This is a genomic window from Streptomyces cyslabdanicus (assembly GCF_052663305.1).
On record NZ_JBQRUW010000010.1, the window covers coordinates 1 to 17,975 of the forward strand.

General features: G+C 71.3%; 17 protein-coding genes and 1 tRNA gene. 15 read left to right on the top strand and 3 right to left on the bottom strand.

What is annotated here, in order from left to right; all coding sequences use genetic code 11:
- Positions 1–346 precede the first annotated feature (346 nt).
- Positions 347–793 carry an SRPBCC family protein gene (locus ACTYVM_RS07755; RefSeq protein ID WP_445525182.1) on the top strand — a complete coding sequence of 149 codons (447 nt, stop codon included), beginning with the start codon at positions 347–349 and terminating at the stop codon, positions 791–793.
- Between the two features lie 39 nt (positions 794–832).
- Positions 833–904 (top strand) — tRNA-Val (locus ACTYVM_RS07760).
- Positions 905–949: 45 nt separating this feature from the next.
- Here the strand turns inward: ACTYVM_RS07760 and ACTYVM_RS07765 are convergent.
- A complete protein-coding gene (locus ACTYVM_RS07765) occupies positions 950–1,678 on the bottom strand; it encodes a 3'-5' exonuclease (RefSeq protein WP_445525183.1) in 729 nt (242 codons plus the stop codon).
- A 185-nt stretch (positions 1,679–1,863) separates the two neighbouring features.
- Between ACTYVM_RS07765 and ACTYVM_RS07770 the strand changes: the two genes are divergently transcribed.
- The 4 genes from ACTYVM_RS07770 (at position 1,864) to ACTYVM_RS07785 (ending at position 6,450) form a co-directional block, all read left to right on the top strand.
- Positions 1,864–2,430: a DUF4365 domain-containing protein gene (locus ACTYVM_RS07770; RefSeq protein WP_400032045.1), complete on the top strand. Its 567-nt coding sequence runs from the start codon at positions 1,864–1,866 to the stop codon at positions 2,428–2,430.
- The gene (locus ACTYVM_RS07775; RefSeq protein WP_445525184.1) at positions 2,427–3,707 is read left to right on the top strand and encodes a hypothetical protein; all 1,281 of its coding nucleotides are present in this window, start codon (positions 2,427–2,429) and stop codon (positions 3,705–3,707) included. The genes ACTYVM_RS07770 and ACTYVM_RS07775 overlap by 4 nt, the downstream gene beginning before the upstream one ends.
- A gap of 130 nt (positions 3,708–3,837) precedes the next feature.
- The gene (gene thrS, locus ACTYVM_RS07780) at positions 3,838–5,814 is read left to right on the top strand and encodes a threonine--tRNA ligase (RefSeq protein ID WP_445525185.1); all 1,977 of its coding nucleotides are present in this window, start codon (positions 3,838–3,840) and stop codon (positions 5,812–5,814) included.
- Between the two features lie 90 nt (positions 5,815–5,904).
- Complete coding sequence (locus tag ACTYVM_RS07785; protein ID WP_445525186.1) at positions 5,905–6,450, top strand: HIT family protein; 546 nt, start codon at positions 5,905–5,907, stop codon at positions 6,448–6,450.
- A gap of 22 nt (positions 6,451–6,472) precedes the next feature.
- Here ACTYVM_RS07785 and ACTYVM_RS07790 read toward each other — a convergent pair whose 3' ends face one another.
- Both ACTYVM_RS07790 and ACTYVM_RS07795 read right to left on the bottom strand, forming a co-directional pair.
- Complete coding sequence (locus ACTYVM_RS07790) at positions 6,473–8,140, bottom strand: AbeC-like domain-containing protein (protein WP_445525187.1); 1,668 nt, start codon at positions 8,138–8,140, stop codon at positions 6,473–6,475.
- A 169-nt stretch (positions 8,141–8,309) separates the two neighbouring features.
- Complete coding sequence (locus tag ACTYVM_RS07795) at positions 8,310–10,517, bottom strand: elongation factor G-like protein EF-G2 (RefSeq protein ID WP_445525188.1); 2,208 nt, start codon at positions 10,515–10,517, stop codon at positions 8,310–8,312.
- Positions 10,518–10,743: 226 nt separating this feature from the next.
- Here ACTYVM_RS07795 and pgsA point away from each other — a divergent pair, with 226 nt between their 5' ends.
- The 9 genes from pgsA (at position 10,744) to ruvA (ending at position 17,971) form a co-directional block, all read left to right on the top strand.
- Positions 10,744–11,472 (top strand): phosphatidylinositol phosphate synthase, encoded by a 729-nt coding sequence (gene pgsA, locus ACTYVM_RS07800; RefSeq protein ID WP_400032043.1) that lies wholly within the window; start codon positions 10,744–10,746, stop codon positions 11,470–11,472.
- Positions 11,469–12,407, top strand: coding sequence for a phosphatidylinositol mannoside acyltransferase (locus ACTYVM_RS07805; protein WP_445525189.1), 939 nt, complete (start codon positions 11,469–11,471; stop codon positions 12,405–12,407). The genes pgsA and ACTYVM_RS07805 overlap by 4 nt, the downstream gene beginning before the upstream one ends.
- Positions 12,404–13,567: a glycosyltransferase family 4 protein gene (locus ACTYVM_RS07810; protein ID WP_445525190.1), complete on the top strand. Its 1,164-nt coding sequence runs from the start codon at positions 12,404–12,406 to the stop codon at positions 13,565–13,567. Before ACTYVM_RS07805 ends, ACTYVM_RS07810 begins: the two co-directional genes overlap by 4 nt.
- 63 nt (positions 13,568–13,630) lie before the next feature.
- Positions 13,631–14,173 carry a LemA family protein gene (locus ACTYVM_RS07815; protein WP_445525191.1) on the top strand — a complete coding sequence of 181 codons (543 nt, stop codon included), beginning with the start codon at positions 13,631–13,633 and terminating at the stop codon, positions 14,171–14,173.
- A 137-nt stretch (positions 14,174–14,310) separates the two neighbouring features.
- Complete coding sequence (gene pdxS, locus ACTYVM_RS07820) at positions 14,311–15,225, top strand: pyridoxal 5'-phosphate synthase lyase subunit PdxS (protein ID WP_510187044.1); 915 nt, start codon at positions 14,311–14,313, stop codon at positions 15,223–15,225.
- A 40-nt stretch (positions 15,226–15,265) separates the two neighbouring features.
- Positions 15,266–15,874 (top strand): pyridoxal 5'-phosphate synthase glutaminase subunit PdxT, encoded by a 609-nt coding sequence (gene pdxT, locus ACTYVM_RS07825; protein ID WP_445525192.1) that lies wholly within the window; start codon positions 15,266–15,268, stop codon positions 15,872–15,874.
- Between the two features lie 48 nt (positions 15,875–15,922).
- The gene (locus ACTYVM_RS07830; RefSeq protein WP_445525193.1) at positions 15,923–16,675 is read left to right on the top strand and encodes a YebC/PmpR family DNA-binding transcriptional regulator; all 753 of its coding nucleotides are present in this window, start codon (positions 15,923–15,925) and stop codon (positions 16,673–16,675) included.
- Positions 16,676–16,820: 145 nt separating this feature from the next.
- Entirely contained in the window at positions 16,821–17,369 is a 549-nt protein-coding gene (gene ruvC, locus ACTYVM_RS07835; protein WP_445525194.1) for a crossover junction endodeoxyribonuclease RuvC, read from the top strand.
- Positions 17,366–17,971, top strand: a complete 606-nt coding sequence (gene ruvA, locus ACTYVM_RS07840; RefSeq protein ID WP_445525195.1) for a Holliday junction branch migration protein RuvA — start codon at positions 17,366–17,368, stop codon at positions 17,969–17,971. The genes ruvC and ruvA overlap by 4 nt, the downstream gene beginning before the upstream one ends.
- The last annotated feature ends 4 nt before the right edge of the window (positions 17,972–17,975 follow it).

Sequence of the window (17,975 nt, forward strand, 5' to 3'; positions counted from 1 at the left end):
ACACGGCATAACCCAACGGAAGTCGGCGTACCTGGGAAGACAAAACGCCCGCCCCGCCGGCGTATGTGCGGGGTGCGCAAGGGTGCGGTGACGATCTGTTACCTGTGACCGGAACGCCGGCGAACGTGCGGAGAAGCCGACCTGCCCATCCCGTTCTTCTTCCCGACGGAGTATTCGAGGATCAAGGAGAAGGTCGACTTCCAGGGCTGTGTCCCATTCCGGAAGAAGTAAGGACGCGGCCTTCGGCGGAAAATCCACGGACCTATTTCCGAAACGCCGTCACCTTTCTTCATGGGCACGGAAGGAGGGGTCCCGGACCGGTGCGCGTCCGGGCCAGACTCGTCCCATGGACTGGACTCACTACCGCTTCCGCACCTGGTGGACCCTGCCCGCGCCACCCGACGCCGTCTACCGGGCGCTGGAGCGGGTCGAGGACTACCCGCGCTGGTGGCGGCAGGTGCGCGAGGTGACCCGGACCGACCCGGCGACCGGCGTCGTCCGGATCCGCTCCCTCCTGCCCTACGACCTGACCTTCACCGCGCGCGAGGTGCGCCGCGACCCGGCCGCCGGAGTCCTGGAGGCCGAGCTCACCGGGGACGTCGACGGCTGGGCGCGCTGGACGCTCACCGCGCACGGCGCCGGCACCCTCGCCCGCTACGACCAGGTCGTCGACGTGAACAAGCCGCTGCTCAGACGGTTCGCCGTGCTCGGCCGGCCCGTCTTCCGCGCGAACCACCGGCTGATGATGCGGGCCGGGCGGCGCGGACTGGCCGCCCATCTGGAAGCGGTTTGAACGAACGCCCCGCGGGCCTGTATGGTTCAGTGCGTTCCCGGGCGATTAGCTCAGTGGGAGAGCGCTTCGTTCACACCGAAGAGGTCACTGGTTCGAACCCAGTATCGCCCACCGGGTAAGGCCGGTCCGCACAGGCGGACCGGCCTTTTCGTGTCCTCAGGCGGCCGCCGCCGGCAGGTCCGGACGCAGCGGCCACGACGGGTCCACCGTCTCCTCCGTCCCACTGCGCGCGAACCACGCCTGAAGACCGCGGGCCTGCGCCGCGTGCCATCCCGTCTGGAGCGTGTGCAGTTCCGCCGGGGTCAGCGGTTCCAGGCGAGCCGCGAAGCGGCGGCCGAGCGCGCGGACCACCTCCAGCGCGGCCAGGGCGTCCGCCGCCGCGTCGTGCGCGTCCCGCAGGGCCACGTCGTAGTGCGCGCACAGGTCGGTGAGGGTGCGCCTGCCCTTGCGGTAGCGGTCGAGATGCTTGTCCAGCACGCGCGGATCCAGCACCCGCAGCGGCGACGCCTCGAACCAGCGCTCCAGCGACGAGGCCCGGTGGCGGCGCAACTCCCGGTCCAGCAGCGTCAGATCGAACGGCGCGTTCATCACCACCAGCGGGCGGCCCAGGGCGGACTGCTCCGCCAGTTCCTCGGCCAGCTCGTACATCACCGGCGCCGGCCAGCGGCCGTTGCGCTGGAGATGCTCATCGGTCAGCCCGTGCACCGTCGTCGCCGCTTGAGGAACCGGCACGCCCGGGTTCACCAGCCAGCGGTGAACCCGCGGCCGGAAGCCCGGGGCGTCCTGGACGACGACGGCGGCCGACACGATGCGGTCGGTCTCGACGTCGACGCCCGTCGTCTCCGTGTCGAACGCGGCCAGAGGCCCCTCGTACCAGTACGTCATACGCCCACAACCCCTCGGTCCACCAGGGCGGCTGACGCTGCGTCTCCTGCCGGTCGGCTTCCGCCCGTTTGGTGATACCCGGGCTGTTTGCGCCGTACGCCGGAAGGAGACAACAGGAGTGCGGGTCTTTGCTGTTCACGGGCCCGCAGCGGGGATTCACCAAGTACGGAAGGCTGTTGGTCGCCATGGTGATGGCACAGCCCGAGCGGGGCGGGCTGCTGCCCGAGCGCGCGAGCGCCCCACGGGGCACACTCGCCACCACCGCCTGCATGGAGACACTTCAGGTCGGCTATCTGCACGCGGTCGCCGCGGCGGCCGGCTGCTCGCTGTCCCAGCCCTTTCCCGACAACGGCATCGACTGGCACGTCAGCCACAGCGCCCCCGGACACACCGTCGACGACGAGGTGACCATCAAGGTGCAGCTGAAGTGCACCTACCAGGTACCGCCCAACCCCCCGGGCCGGTTCTTCTCCTTCACGCTCGACAACGCCCACCTGGCGAAACTCGCCCGCACTCCGGTCACGGTGCACAAGATCCTCGTCGTGATGATCGTGCCCCGGTCGCAGGACCAGTGGCTGCGGGCCGGCCACGACCGGCTCGACCTCAGGCACTGCTGCTACTGGATCAACCTCGCAGGCCACCCCATCACCGGCCGGCACCGCACCACCGTGCGGATCCCGACCTCGCGCATCTTCGACGACCGGGCCCTGTGCGAGATCATGACGCGGGTCGGGACGGGAGGCAGACCATGACGCACCGCCCCCTCGGCGAGTCACTGCGACCGGTGCGGCCGCACCCCGTCGACGCCCACCGCGGCCCGCTCCCAGCGCCCTCCGACGTGGACCCCGCCGTCCTCGGGGCCCTGCTGCACCGGCACGGCTGGCAGCGCCGCGGCGGCGCCGCGGGCCGCTACGGCCGCTGGACCCCGCCCGGCCCCGTCGGCGCCGGCACCAGCCTGCTCGTGCCCGAGAGCCGTGCCTTCCCCGACAGCGACGACCTGCTCGGCGAGGCCCTGGACGCACTCGCCCGCAGCGGCACGCACTCCGCGCGCGAGGTACTGACCGCCCTCACCCTGCCGAGCGACGAGATCCGCTGGTGGCGGGACGTGCCCGAGGGCCCGGCCGACGCCGCCGGCTGGACGGTTGAGGAACGGCTGCGCGGTGCCGCCCGGCAGATGCTGCTCGCCGCCGCGCTCGCCACCCGCGCGCGTGCCGGCTACCACGGCGCCCGCCACCGGCGCTCTGCCACCGCGTGCCTGGACCGCGTCCTCGTCGGCTCCGCCGCCGACGGCCGCGGACTGACCGCCTTCGTCCCCGTCGACCCTGGACGGCCCCTGGCCGTATGCCTCCACCAGGCCCTGTACGCCGTCCGTGAGGCCGTCGACTACCGGCGGGCCACCGGCGCCATGGACGCCTTCGACGGCGCCGTCCGCGCGGGCGCGAGCCGTGAACTCACCGAGGCCGTCGCCGCCCTCGTCCGAGGTACCGAGGGCGCGCGCGTGGCCGTCGAGTGGTCGCCCGCCGCGGGCACCCCCGAGGACTGCGCGGCCACCGCCGAGGCCGTCGAGTTCTCGCCGGGCGACCTGCCCGTGCTGCGCGAGGCCGGCGCCCGCTATCTGCGCGCCGAACCGTCGGTGCCCGCGCGGATCACCGGCACCGTGGTGCGGATGCGCAGGGCGCGGCCGCGCGGCGAGGGCACTGTGCGGCTGCGGGTGCTGACGGGCGCCGAAGTGCCGTACGTGCGCGCGACGCTGGACGAGGAGGACTACCGCATCGCCGTCCACGCCCACCTCGTCGGACTGCCCGTGATGGTGCTCGGACGGCTGGAGAGCCGCGGCGGTTTCCGCCGGCTCTCGGGCGCCTCCGGCGTCGTACCCGTGCAGGTGGACGACGAGGAACGGGACCGGCTGATGAAGTCGTTGCAGGAGAACGACGAGAACGACGAGAACGACGAGGACGACCAGGACGACAAGGACGGCAAGGACACGGACTGCTTCGAGGAGGAGTGCGGCGGCGGCGACCGCGACTGACGGGAACGACTGCGACCGACCGTGGACCGTGTGTGACCGTTTCGCGGTCCACGGCCCGGGGTCGGTACGATCCCAGTCATGCGCGCGCTCCAGGTATGGCGCCGCACCCACCAGCAGTCAGGAGAGACCGGTGTCAGACGTCCGTGTGATCATCCAACGCGATTCCGAGCGGGAAGAGCGCACGGTGACGACGGGCACCACGGCCGCCGACCTCTTCGCCGGCGAGCGCTCGATCGTCGCCGCGCGCGTCGGCGGCGAACTCAAGGACCTCGCCCACGAGCTCAAGGACGGCGAGACCGTCGAGGGCGTCGAGATCTCCTCCGAGGACGGCCTCAACATCCTGCGCCACTCCACCGCGCACGTCATGGCCCAGGCCGTGCAGGAGATCTTCCCCGAGGCCAAGCTGGGCATCGGCCCGCCCGTCAGGGACGGCTTCTACTACGACTTCGACGTCGAGAAGCCGTTCACGCCCGAGGATCTCAAGGCCATCGAGAAGAAGATGCAGGAGATCCAGAAGCGGGGCCAGAAGTTCTCCCGCCGCGTCGTCACCGACGAGGCCGCCCGCGAGGAGCTGGCCGAGGAGCCGTACAAGCTGGAGCTGATCGGCCTCAAGGGCTCCGCCTCGCACGACGACGGCGCGGACGTCGAGGTCGGCGCCGGCGAGCTGACGATCTACGACAACCTCGACGCCAAGACCGGCGAGCTGTGCTGGAAGGACCTCTGCCGCGGCCCCCACCTGCCCTCCACCCGGCAGATCCCGGCGTTCAAGCTGATGCGCAACGCGGCCGCCTACTGGCGCGGCAGCGAGAAGAACCCCATGCTCCAGCGCATCTACGGCACCGCCTGGCCGTCCAAGGACGAGCTGAAGGCGCACCTCGAATTCCTCGCCGAGGCCGAGAAGCGCGACCACCGCAAGCTGGGCAACGAGCTGGACCTGTTCTCCATCCCCGAGCAGATCGGCTCCGGCCTCGCCGTCTTCCATCCCAAGGGCGGCATCATCCGCCGCGTGATGGAGGACTACTCGCGCCGCCGCCACGAGGAGGAGGGCTACGAGTTCGTCTACACCCCGCACGCGACCAAGGGGAAGCTCTTCGAGACCTCGGGCCACCTGGACTGGTATGCCGAGGGCATGTACCCGCCCATGCAGCTCGACGAGGGCGTGGACTACTACCTCAAGCCCATGAACTGCCCGATGCACAACCTGATCTTCGACGCGCGCGGGCGGTCGTACCGGGAACTGCCCCTGCGGCTCTTCGAGTTCGGCACGGTCTACCGCTACGAGAAGTCGGGCGTCGTGCACGGCCTCACCCGTGCCCGCGGCTTCACCCAGGACGACGCGCACATCTACTGCACCCGCGAGCAGATGGCGGACGAGCTCGACAAGACGCTCACCTTCGTGCTGAACCTGCTGCGCGACTACGGCCTGACCGACTTCTACCTGGAGCTGTCCACCAAAGATCCAGAGAAGTACGTCGGCTCCGACGAGGTCTGGGAGGAGGCCACCGAGACCCTGCGCCAGGTCGGCGAGAAGCAGGGCCTCCAGCTGGTCCCGGACCCGGGCGGCGCGGCGTTCTACGGCCCGAAGATCTCCGTCCAGGTCAAGGACGCGATCGGTCGCACCTGGCAGATGTCGACGGTCCAGCTCGACTTCAACCTGCCGGAGCGCTTCGACCTGGAGTACACGGCCGCGGACGGCTCCAAGCAGCGCCCGGTCATGATCCACCGCGCGCTGTTCGGCAGCATCGAGCGGTTCTTCGCGGTCCTGCTCGAGCACTACGCGGGCGCGTTCCCGGCGTGGCTGGCGCCGGTGCAGGCGGTTGGCATCCCCGTGGGCGACGCGCACGTGGAGTACCTCCAGAAGTTCGCCGCGGACGCGAGGAAGAAGGGGCTGCGGGTCGAGGTGGACTCCTCCTCGGACCGCATGCAGAAGAAGATCCGCAACGCCCAGCGTGCGAAAGTGCCGTTCATGATCATCGTCGGCGACGACGACATGAACGCGGGCACGGTGTCGTTCCGCTACCGCGACGGTTCGCAGGAGAACGGCATTCCGCGTGACGAGGCGCTGGCGAAGCTCGTCGACGTGGTGGAGCGCCGCGTACAGGTGTGATGCGGCCTGCACCGACATAGGCCTTCAGGCCCCCGGGGTATCCCCGGGGGCCTTTGCCTGCCCGCAGGTCGCACGCCATATGCTGCACGCATGACGAGTGAGCCGGAACAGCAGCTGGGAGTGGGAACGCCCGACGCGTTCCAGCGTCTGTGGACGCCGCACCGGATGGCCTACATCCAGGGTGAGAACAAGCCGAGCGGCCCTGGGGCCGGCGACGGCTGCCCCTTCTGCTCGATCCCGGCCAAGTCCGACGAGGACGGCCTGGTCGTGCGGCGCGGTGAGCACGTGTACGCGGTGCTCAACCTCTACCCGTACAACGGCGGCCACCTCATGGTCGTGCCCTACCGCCATGTCGCCGACTACACCGACCTGACAGAGGCGGAGACCGTGGAACTCGCGGAGCTCACCAAGCAGGCCATGACGGCGTTGCGCAGCGCCTCCGGGGCTCATGGTTTCAACATCGGCATGAACCAGGGCACGGTCGCGGGCGCCGGTATCGCCGCCCACCTGCACCAGCACATCGTGCCCCGCTGGGGCGGCGACACCAATTTTCTGCCCGTGATCGGCCACACGAAGGTCCTGCCGCAGCTCCTCGCCGACACCCGCAAGATGCTTGCGGAGGCCTGGCCCGAGTAAGGGCCCCGGGCAGGCTCGCCCCTCACGCGTCGTACGAGTCGGCCTTCCTCGGTGACGCGTCCTGGACGGCGCCGCTGAGGACCGAGGAGCGGGTGCCGAACTTCTGGACGTCCACGCCGTTCTCCTTGAGGACCCTGAGTGCCGCGGCGTGCACCACCCGCAGCACCGGGGTGGCGGCGCGCAGCGCGTCGTCGGCCATGAAGCGGTGGCGCCAGGGCTGGTCGGCCCAGGCGTGCCGCAGGCCGAACGGCTCGGGCAGGGTGAGGCTGCCGCCGAGCCAGTTCAACAGGGGCGGGTACCAGGACAGGGGGGCGCGGGCGGCGAGCCGTACCACCTCGTCGGCGTCGATCAGGGGCAGTTTCACCTTGCGGGTCTCCCAGAAGCGGAGGGCCTTTTGGACCTCCTTCTCCTTGGCCGCCGGTTTCTGGTTGAACAGGGGGTTGACCGGTCCCAGGGCGTGGCCGGTCACCTCGATGCGCAGGGTGTCGTGCAGCACCGTCACGGTGACCAGCATGGTGATCACCAGGTGGCCGTCCCAGAGGGTCCACTGGACGCCGAGATAGTGGCGGTCGCCGCTGCCGAACTGCTGCTTGTTGCAGATGTCCTGTATGGCGTGCGTCTTGACCGTGTACGTCTCGACATCGGTGCCGCTCGGCCGGGAGACCTCCTTGGCGTTCTCCCCGATCGGTGTGACGACCCAGTGGGTGACGGTCGGCTTGGGGAAGCCGCCGGTGTTGATGGAGGTCCGTTCGAGCATGGCCAGGCCGCCCTGGATCGCGGTGATGACGTCCCAGCTGCGGAAGGGGTGGAACTCCTTGCCCGGTTCGGCGGAGACCAGTTCCTCGGCCAGTTGCCAGCTGCCCCAGCGCGTGCCCATGCCGAGTATGCCCTTGGGGCCGGCGTAGAAGACGGAGTTGGAGCGCTGTTCGGCGCTGAGCCGGGCGAGTTCCTTGCGTACCTGCTCGGCCGCGTCGCCGGGGTTGCCCGGGACGGCTTCGGGGATCTTGGCGCCCACCCCGCCGCCGGACAGCAGGCCTTCCCAGCGCTCACGCAGTTCGCGTGCCGAGCGTTCGCAGATCTGCTTGGCCCAGAACCAGCCGATCACGGGCATGACGACCGCCGCGCGTGCGTACCACGCCCAGAAGTCGGTGAAGGGCATCTTGATCAGGAAGACCACGACGACTGCGGCCATGGCGACCAGCAGGGTGTTGGCGAGGGCGCCGGCTCGTTTGTCCTCACGTCTGCCGAGGGTGGCGCGCAGGGTGAACACCAGCAGCCACACGAGGAGGCCGGGCAGGAAGAGCAGCCCGCACAGCACGGTCACCGCCGTCAGCCAGTTGTCGCGGTCGCGGCGGATGCGGTGGGCCGCCAGGCAGTGCTCCACGACGACCTGGGGTTCGAGGCCGAAGGACTGGATGAGCGGTTTGCGCCCGGCGCCGAGCATGCGGTCGATCACGGCGCGGGAGAAGGCCTCGCCGAGCCTGGGGCGGAAGATCTTCGCCCAGGGGCGCGGCAGGCTGACCTTCGACTGGTGCCATTCGTTGTCCGCGTCAAGGATCTTGGTGACTTCGTCGTCCCGGTACGCGGCCGCGGCGAGCGCGTTGGTCGCCGCCGTCTGTCCGGCCGAGCCGGACAGGGGCACCTGAGCCCCGGGACTGAAATCGAATCCGTCCGTCACATCCGCCCCCATTGCCGCCGCTCCTGCACCTGCGGCCTTCCCGACTTCCCTGCCCCGCACACCTGTTGATCAGGTCATCAGGGTATCGGCCGCCGGGCGCGCGGACAGGCGGACGGCCACAGCCGCCCGCCTGTGCGCAACGATGTGTTCCTGTGCCCCGGTTGTGCGCCGGTGGCGCCGACTACGAGGCTTCACGCTCCTGCTGGCGCACCCGGTCGGCCACCTGGGGTGGCATCGGCTCGTGCCGTGCGTACCGGCGGTCGAAGCGGGCCGTGCCGTGCGACAGGGAGCGCAGGTCGATCGCGTACCGGCCGATCTCGATTTCGGGCACCTCGGCGCGGATCAGGGTGCGCCCGCTGCCCACCTGCTCGGTGCCCTGCACCCGGCCGCGCCGCCCGGACAGGTCGCTCATCACGGTGCCCACGTAGTCGTCGCCGACCAGCACGGTCACCTCGGCCACCGGCTCCAGCAGGTGGATCCTCGCGTCGACCGCGGCCTCCCGCAGTGCCAGCGCGCCCGCCGTCTGGAACGCCGCGTCGGAGGAGTCCACCGAGTGCGCTTTGCCGTCGAGCAGGGTGACCCGCACGTCGATGAGCGGGTGGCCTGCGGCGACGCCCTTGGCGGCCTGGGCGCGCACGCCCTTCTCCACCGAGGGGATGAACTGCCGCGGCACGGCTCCGCCGACCACCTTGTCCACGAACTCGATGCCCGTACCGCCCGGCAGCGGTTCCACCTCGATCTCGCAGATGGCGTACTGGCCGTGGCCGCCGGACTGCTTGACGTGCCGTCCGCGCCCCGCGGACCGGTCCGCGAACGTCTCCCGCAGCGCGACCCGGTGCGGTACGACGTCGACCTGGACGCCGTAGCGGCTGCGCAGCCGCTCCAGGGCGACGTCGGCATGGGCCTCGCCCAGGCACCACAGCACCACCTGGTGGGTGTCCTGGTTCTGCTCCAGGCGCATGGTCGGGTCCTCCGCGACCAGCCGGGCCAGGCCCTGGGAGAGCTTGTCCTCGTCCGGTTTGCTGTGCGCCCGGATGGCCACGGGCAGCAGCGGGTCGGGCATCTGCCACGGCTCCATCAGCAGCGGGTCGTCCTTGGCGGAGAGCGTGTCGCCGGTCTCCGCGCGGCCCAGTTTCGCCACGCACGCGAGGTCACCGGCGATGACGTGCGTCACGGGGCGCTGCTGCTTGCCGAAGGGGGTGGACAGGGCGCCGACCCGCTCGTCGGCTTCGTGGAGGGCGCGCTCCTCGTGGTTGCCGTCGGCCAGGCCGTGCCCACAGACATGCACGGTCTCGTCGGGGCGCAGGGTGCCGGAGAAGACGCGGACCAGGGAGACCCGGCCGACGTACGGGTCGGAGGAGGTCTTCACGACCTCGGCGACCAGCGGCCCGTCGGGGTCGCACGACCGCAGTTCGCGCGACCTGCCGCCGACGGCGCTGACCGCGGGCGTCTCGTGTTCGAGCGGGGTGGGGAAGCCGCGGGTGATCAGGTCCAGGACTTCGACCGTGCCGATGCCCTGCCTGGCGCCCTCGGCCGCGGGTGCGGCGGCCAGTACGGGGAAGAACGCCCCGCGTGCGACGGCCCGTTCCAGGTCCTCGATGAGTGTCTTGACGTCGACCTGCTCGCCGCCGAGGTAGCGGTCCATGAGGGTCTCGTCCTCGCTCTCGGCGATGATGCCCTCGATGAGCCGGTTGCGGGCCTCGTCCAGTTGCGGCAGCTGGTCCTCGCCGGGCTCGGACTCCTTGCGCTCGCCGGAGGAGTAGTCGAACAGCTTCCGCGTGAGCAGTCCGACCAGACCGGTCACGGGCGCGTGCCCGTCGTGGCCCCGCGGGCCGCGCAGGGGCAGGTAGAGCGGCAGGACGGCGTCGGGGTCGTCCGCGCCGAACGCCTCCGCGCACACCCGCGTCATCTCCTCGAAGTCCGCGCGGGCGGCCTCCAGGTGGGTGATCACGATGGCGCGGGGCATGCCGACGGCCGCGCACTCCTCCCAGACCATGCGGGTGGAGCCGTCCACGCCGTCGGAGGCCGAGACGACGAAGAGGGCCGCGTCTGCGGCGCGCAGACCGGCCCTGAGTTCCCCGACGAAGTCGGCGTAGCCGGGGGTGTCCAGCAGGTTGATCTTGATGCCGTCCCAGGCGAGGGGCACCAGGGAGAGCTGCACCGAGCGCTGCTGCCGGTGCTCGATCTCGTCGTAGTCCGAGATGCTGCCGCCGTCCTCCACGCGGCCCGCGCGGTTCACCGCTCCCGCGGTCAGCGCGAGCGCCTCCACCAGCGTCGTCTTGCCCGATCCGGAGTGGCCGACCAGCACCACATTGCGTACGGACGCGGGATGGTCGGCCGCCACTGCCCTGCCGGCGGCCCCGGGGTGGGTCTGCGTCTTGTCGCCCATGATCCTGCCTCCCGTTGACGGTGAGGTCACTGTGGGCGCGGACACGCGGCACCGCGTGCACTGGCGGCTCCTGCGACGCCCGCGGTCCTTCGAGCTTTCCACTCCCGTCACGCTGCGTCCATACGAAGGACCCGATCCCGTCGTCCACCAGCGCGTGCGCACGGGTGGGCGCCGGTGCCCCCGAGGTCGGGCGCCCGGCCGCCACGCACGCGCGTGCGTGGCTACGATGGGCCAGCCGGTGGCCAGCAGGGGCCGCCCGGCGACACCGACCCTCGGGAAGGCCATGCTGAACAAGTACGCGCGTGCATTCTTCACGCGTGTCCTCACACCGTTCGCCGCGTTTCTCATCCGCCGGGGCGTGAGCCCGGACACGGTCACGCTCATCGGGACCGCCGGGGTGGTCGCGGGCGCGCTGGTCTTCTACCCGCGGGGCGAGTTCTTCTGGGGCACGGTCGTGATCACGCTGTTCGTGTTCTCCGACCTCGTCGACGGCAACATGGCCCGCCAGCTCGGCCGCTCCAGCCGCTGGGGCGCCTTCCTGGACTCCACCCTCGACCGGGTCGCCGACGGCGCGATCTTCGGCGGTTTCGCCCTGTGGTACGCGGGCCGTGGCGACGACAACGTGCTGTGCGCGGTGTCGATCTTCTGCCTGGCCAGCGGCCAGGTGGTGTCGTACACCAAGGCCCGCGGCGAGTCGATCGGTCTGCCGGTCGCCGTCAACGGGCTGGTCGAGCGTGCCGAGCGGCTGGTGATCTCGCTGGTCGCGGCCGGGTTCGCGGGCCTGCACAAGTTCGGGGTGCCGGGCATCCAGTACCTGCTGCCGATCGCCCTGTGGATCGTCGCCGCGGGCAGCCTGGTCACGTTGGTCCAGCGGGTCGTCACGGTGCGCCGGGAGTCCGCCGAGGCGGAGGCCGCGGCGGCGCGGCGGGAGCAGGGGAGCGGGGCGGCGAAATGACCGTCCAGGAGCGGCTCGCCGACGGGCTGTACGGCCTCGGCTGGGGCACCGTGAAGAAGCTCCCGGAACCGGTCGCGGCGCGGCTCGGCCGCACGGTCGCCGACCTCGCCTGGCGGCGGCGCGGCAAGGGCGTGCGGCGGCTGGAGAGCAACTACGCGCGCGTGGTGCCCGACGCGGCCCCCGAGCGCCTCGCCGAGTTGTCGCGTGCGGGGATGCGCTCGTACCTGCGCTACTGGATGGAGTCCTTCCGGCTGCCGGCGTGGAGCGCCGAGCGGATCAGGGCCGGCTTCGTCCCCAAGGACGTGCACTACCTGACCGACGGCCTGGCGGCCGGCCGGGGGGTCGTCCTCGCCCTGCCCCACCTGGCCAACTGGGACCTGGCCGGCGCCTGGGTCACCACCGAGCTGAAGACGCCGTTCACGACGGTCGCCGAGCGGCTGAAGCCGGAGACGCTCTACGACCGGTTCGTCGCCTACCGCGAGGGCCTCGGCATGGAGGTCCTGCCGCACAGCGGCGGCTCCGCGTTCGGCACGCTGGCCCGGCGGCTGCGCGACGGCGGTCTGGTCTGCCTGGTCGCCGACCGCGACCTGTCCGCCTCCGGGGTGGAGGTGACGTTCTTCGGCGAGACGGCCCGGATGCCCGCGGGACCCGCCCTCCTCGCCCAGCAGACGGGCGCGCTGCTGCTGCCCGTCACCCTGTGGTACGACGACTCGCCCGTCATGCGGGGCCGTGTCCATCCCCCGGTCGACGTGCCCGGGTCAGGTACGCGGGCCGAGAAGACGTCTGCCATGACACAGGCGCTGGCCGACGCCTTCGCCACGGGGATCGCCGAGCATCCGGAGGACTGGCACATGCTGCAGCGCTTGTGGCTCGCGGACCTGGATCCCGGGCGGGATCCCGCGCATCCCGCGGACCCTGGGAAGGCGACGGCGTGAGGATCGGCATCGTCTGCCCCTACTCGTGGGACGTGCCCGGTGGTGTCCAGTTCCACATCCGGGACCTGGCGGAGTACTTCATCGGCCTCGGCCACGAGGTGTCCGTCCTCGCGCCCGCCGACGACGACACGCCGCTGCCGCCCTACGTCGTCTCGGCCGGCCGGGCGGTCCCGGTGCCCTACAACGGCTCGGTGGCCCGGCTCAACTTCGGTCTCCTGTCGGCGGCCCGGGTGCGGCGCTGGCTGCACGAGGGCCGGTTCGACGTGATCCACATCCACGAGCCGGCCTCGCCGTCGCTGGGTCTGCTGGCCTGCTGGGCCGCCCAGGGCCCGATCGTCGCCACCTTCCACACCTCCAACCCCCGCTCGCGGGCGATGATCGCCGCGTACGCGATCCTCCAGGCGGCCCTGGAGAAGATCAGCGCGCGGATCGCGGTGAGCGAGTACGCCCGCCGCACCCTCGTCGAGCACCTCGGCGGCGACGCGGTGGTGATCCCCAACGGCGTCGACGTGGACTTCTTCGCCCGGGCCGAGCCCAGGCCCGAGTGGCAGGGCGACACGATCGGCTTCATCGGCCGCATCGACGAGCCCCGCAAGGGCCTGCCCGTACTGATGCGGGCGCTGCCCGGGATCCTCGCCGCCCACCCGGGGGCCCGCCTGCTGGTCGCCGGCCGCGGGGACGAGGAGCAGGCGGTGGAGGGTCTGCCGCGGGAACTGCGCTCGCGGGTGGAGTTCCTCGGCATGATCAGCGACGAGGACAAGGCGCGTCTTCTGCGCAGCGTCGACCTGTACGTGGCCCCCAACACCGGCGGGGAGAGCTTCGGCATCATCCTGGTCGAGGCCCTGTCGGCCGGCGCCCCGGTCCTCGCCTCCGACCTGGACGCCTTCGCCCAGGTCCTGGACCGGGGCAAGGCCGGTGAACTCTTCGCCAACGAGGACGCCGGCGCCCTCGCCGAAGCCGCCGTGCGCCTGCTGTCCGACCCGGTCCGCCGAGCCGAACTGCGCGCACGCGGCAGCGCCCATGTGCGCCGCTTCGACTGGTCGACCGTCGGCGCCGACATCCTCTCCGTCTACGAGACGGTCACCGCCGGCGCGGCCGCCGTCGCCGCCGACGAACGCACCTCGGGGCTGCGGGCCCGCCTGGGCCTGGCCCGCGACTGACTCCGGCCTCGGGCCGCCAGGCACTGGCGGCCCGGGTGGGGTCTCCCGGTAGCCTTGCCGCCCGTGACCGTAACGCTCATCTGGATTGTCGTCGCGCTCGTGGCCGTCGGGCTGTACCTGAGCTGGACGGCGGGGCGCCTGGACCGGCTGCACGTCCGTATCGACGCCACCCGGGCCGCGCTGGACGCGCAGTTGCTGCGGCGTGCCTCGGTGGCGCAGGAACTGGCCACCTCCGGCGTGCTGGACCCGGCGGCCTCCATCGTGCTGTACGAGGCCGCGCACGCCGCCCGGCAGGCCGAGGAGGAGCAACGGGAGGTCGCGGAGAGCGAGTTGAGCCAGGCCCTGCGCGCCGTGTTCGCCGAGGTCCCGCAGGTCGAGGCGGTACGCGAGGCGCCCGGGGGAGAAGAGGCGGCGCGCGAGCTGACCGAGGCCGTGCGCAGGGTGCCGATGGCCCGCCGTTTCCACAACGACGCGGTGGGAGCCGCCCGCCGGCTGCGCGAGCACCGCAAGGTGCGGTGGTTCCGGCTGGCCGGACACGCCCCGTTCCCCATGGGCTTCGAGATGGACGACGAGCCGCCGAAGGCCCTGGCCGAGCGGGCCGCCTGACCGGCACCGGTGACGCCTTTTCGGGCGGTGCCGGGCGAAAAGGATCCACCGGGTTCCCATTGGCCCTTGCCGTGGACTGGTCACATCCCGTTTCCTCGTGGACGCACCACACCCTCTTTCACCATGTGAGGTCACCCGTGTCCACCACGATTTCCGACTCCGCCCAGAACCCCGAGACCGGTACCGCCCGTGTGAAGCGCGGCATGGCCGAGCAGCTCAAGGGCGGCGTGATCATGGACGTCGTCACGCCGGAGCAGGCGAAGATCGCCGAGGACGCGGGCGCCGTCGCGGTCATGGCCCTGGAACGCGTCCCCGCCGACATCCGCAAGGACGGCGGCGTGGCCCGCATGTCCGACCCGGACATGATCGAGGGCATCATCGACGCCGTCTCCATCCCGGTCATGGCCAAGTCCCGCATCGGCCACTTCGTCGAGGCCCAGGTCCTTCAGTCGCTCGGTGTCGACTACATCGACGAGTCCGAGGTCCTCACCCCGGCCGACGAGGTCAACCACTCCGACAAGTGGGCCTTCACCACCCCCTTCGTGTGCGGCGCCACCAACCTCGGCGAGGCCCTGCGCCGGATCGCCGAGGGCGCCGCGATGATCCGCTCCAAGGGTGAGGCCGGCACCGGCAACGTCGTCGAGGCCGTCCGCCACCTGCGCCAGATCAAGAACGAGATCGCCCGGCTGCGCGGCTTCGACAACCACGAGCTGTACGCCGCGGCCAAGGAGCTGCGCGCCCCGTACGAGCTGGTCAAGGAGGTCGCCGAGCTGGGCAAGCTGCCGGTCGTGCTGTTCTCCGCCGGCGGCGTGGCCACCCCCGCCGACGCCGCGCTGATGCGCCAGCTCGGCGCCGAGGGCGTCTTCGTCGGCTCCGGCATCTTCAAGTCCGGCGACCCGGCCAAGCGCGCCGCGGCCATCGTGAAGGCGACCACCTTCTACGACGACCCGAAGATCATCGCGGACGCGTCCCGCAACCTCGGCGAGGCCATGGTCGGCATCAACTGCGACACCCTCCCCGAGGCCGAGCGCTACGCCAACCGCGGCTGGTGAGCCGGTCCCGAGGGGCCGCACGCAGAGAGAACCCACGTACATGACCGACGCACCCGTCATCGGCGTCCTGGCCCTCCAGGGCGACGTACGGGAGCACCTCATCGCCCTGGCCGCGGCGGACGCCGTGGCCAGGCCGGTGCGGCGCCCCGAAGAACTCGCCGAGGTCGACGGCCTCGTCCTCCCCGGCGGCGAGTCCACCACCATCTCCAAGCTGGCCGTCCTCTTCGGAGTGATGGACCCCCTCCGCGCGCGCGTGCGTGACGGCCTGCCCGTCTACGGCACCTGCGCCGGCATGATCATGCTCGCCGACAAGATCCTCGACCCGCGCTCGGGCCAGGAGACCATCGGCGGAATCGACATGATCGTGCGCCGCAACGCCTTCGGACGGCAGAACGAGTCCTTCGAGGCCGCCGTCGACGTCAAGGGCGTCCCGGGCGATCCTGTGGAGGGCGTCTTCATCCGCGCCCCCTGGGTGGAGTCCGTAGGCGCCGGGGCCGAGGTGCTCGCCGAGCACGACGGCCACATCGTCGCGGTCCGCCAGGGCAACGCGCTCGCCACGTCGTTCCACCCGGAGCTGACCGGCGACCACCGCGTGCACGCCCTGTTCGTCGACATGGTGCGCGCGAACCGGACACCGGAGTCCTTGTAGGATTCCTGCGTTCGTTACGCAGACGGGTTACGCGAAGGAGACAGGCAGATGTCCGGCCACTCTAAATGGGCCACGACGAAGCACAAGAAGGCCGTCATCGATGCCAAGCGCGGCAAGCTCTTCGCGAAGCTGATCAAGAACATCGAGGTCGCGGCTCGCATGGGCGGGGTCGACCTGGACGGCAACCCGACGCTCTACGACGCCGTGCAGAAGGCCAAGAAGCAGTCGGTGCCGAACAAGAACATCGACTCGGCCATCAAGCGCGGTGGCGGTCTCGAGGCCGGCGGCGCCGACTACGAGACGATCATGTACGAGGGCTACGGGCCGAACGGTGTCGCGGTGCTCATCGAGTGCCTCACCGACAACCGCAACCGCGCCGCCTCCGACGTGCGCGTCGCCATGACCCGCAACGGCGGCTCCATGGCCGACCCGGGCTCGGTGTCCTACCTCTTCAACCGCAAGGGCGTCGTGATCGTCCCCAAGGGCGAACTGGCCGAGGACGACGTCCTGACCGCCGTCCTGGACGCCGGTGCCGAGGAGGTCAACGACCTCGGCGAGTCCTTCGAGGTGCTCAGCGAGGCCACCGACCTGGTGGCGGTCCGCACCGCCCTCCAGGAGTCCGGCATCGACTACGACTCGGCCGAGGCCAACTTCGTCCCCACCATGCAGGTGGAACTGGACGAGGAGGGTGCCAGGAAGATCTTCAAGCTGATCGACGCGCTCGAGGACAGCGACGACGTGCAGAACGTCTTCGCCAACTTCGACGTCAGCGACGAGATCATGGAGAAGGTCGACGCGTAGCGCCGCCGCGCAGCGCGCGGGCTTGGACGGGCCGGTGGGACATCCCCGCCGGCCCGCCGTCGTTGTCGGTGGCAGCGGATAGCCTGGCGTCAGTCAAAGATCAACGCCATGGACCGCGGCCAGGTCACGAGGGGAGGGGACACGCGTGCGCGTACTGGGAGTCGACCCCGGACTGACCCGCTGCGGCGTCGGTGTCGTCGAGGGGGTCGCGGGCCGGCCGCTGACCATGCTCGGTGTCGGAGTCGTCCGCACCCCCGCGGACGCGGACCTGAGCCACCGTCTGGTCGCCGTCGAGCAGGGGATCGAGCGCTGGCTGGACGAGCACCGCCCCGAATTCGTGGCGGTGGAGCGCGTGTTCAGCCAGCACAACGTGCGCACGGTCATGGGCACCGCCCAGGCCAGCGCCGTGGCGATGCTCTGCGCGGCCCGGCGCGGCATCCCGGTCGCCCTGCACACCCCCAGCGAGGTCAAGGCCGCCGTCACCGGCAGCGGCCGCGCCGACAAGGCCCAGGTCGGCGCCATGGTCACCCGGCTGCTGCGGCTCGCCGCGCCACCCAAGCCGGCCGACGCCGCCGACGCCCTCGCCCTCGCCATCTGCCACATCTGGCGGGCCCCCGCCCAGAACCGGCTCCAGCAGGCCGTCGCCGCGCACACGGCCGGACAACCCCCGACAACGAAAGGCCGTACGGCATGATCGCCTTCGTCAGCGGCACGGTCGCAGCCCTCGCCCCCGACGCCGCGGTGATCGAGGTCGGCGGCGTCGGCATGGCCGTGCAGTGCACCCCGAACACGCTGTCCGCGCTCCGCCTCGGCCGGCAGGCCAGGCTCGCCACCTCCCTCGTCGTACGGGAGGACTCACTGACCCTGTACGGCTTCGCGGACGACGACGAGCGCCAGGTCTTCGAGCTGCTGCAGACCGCCAGCGGCGTGGGACCGCGGCTGGCCCAGGCGATGCTGGCCGTGCACACGCCCGACGCCCTGCGCCGGGCCGTCGCCACCGGCGACGAGAAGGCCCTCACCGCCGTTCCCGGCATCGGCAAGAAGGGCGCCCAGAAGCTCCTGCTGGAGCTCAAGGACCGGCTCGGCGAGCCCGTCGGCGCACCCGCCGTCGGCGCGCCCGTCACCCAGGGCTGGCGCGACCAGCTGCACGCGGCGCTGATCGGCCTCGGGTACGCCACCCGCGAGGCCGACGAGGCGGTGACCGCCGTGGCACCCCGGGCCGAGGCCGCCGGCGGCACGCCCCAGGTGGGACAGTTGCTCAAGGCGGCCCTGCAGACCCTGAACCGAGCCCGCTGAGCCA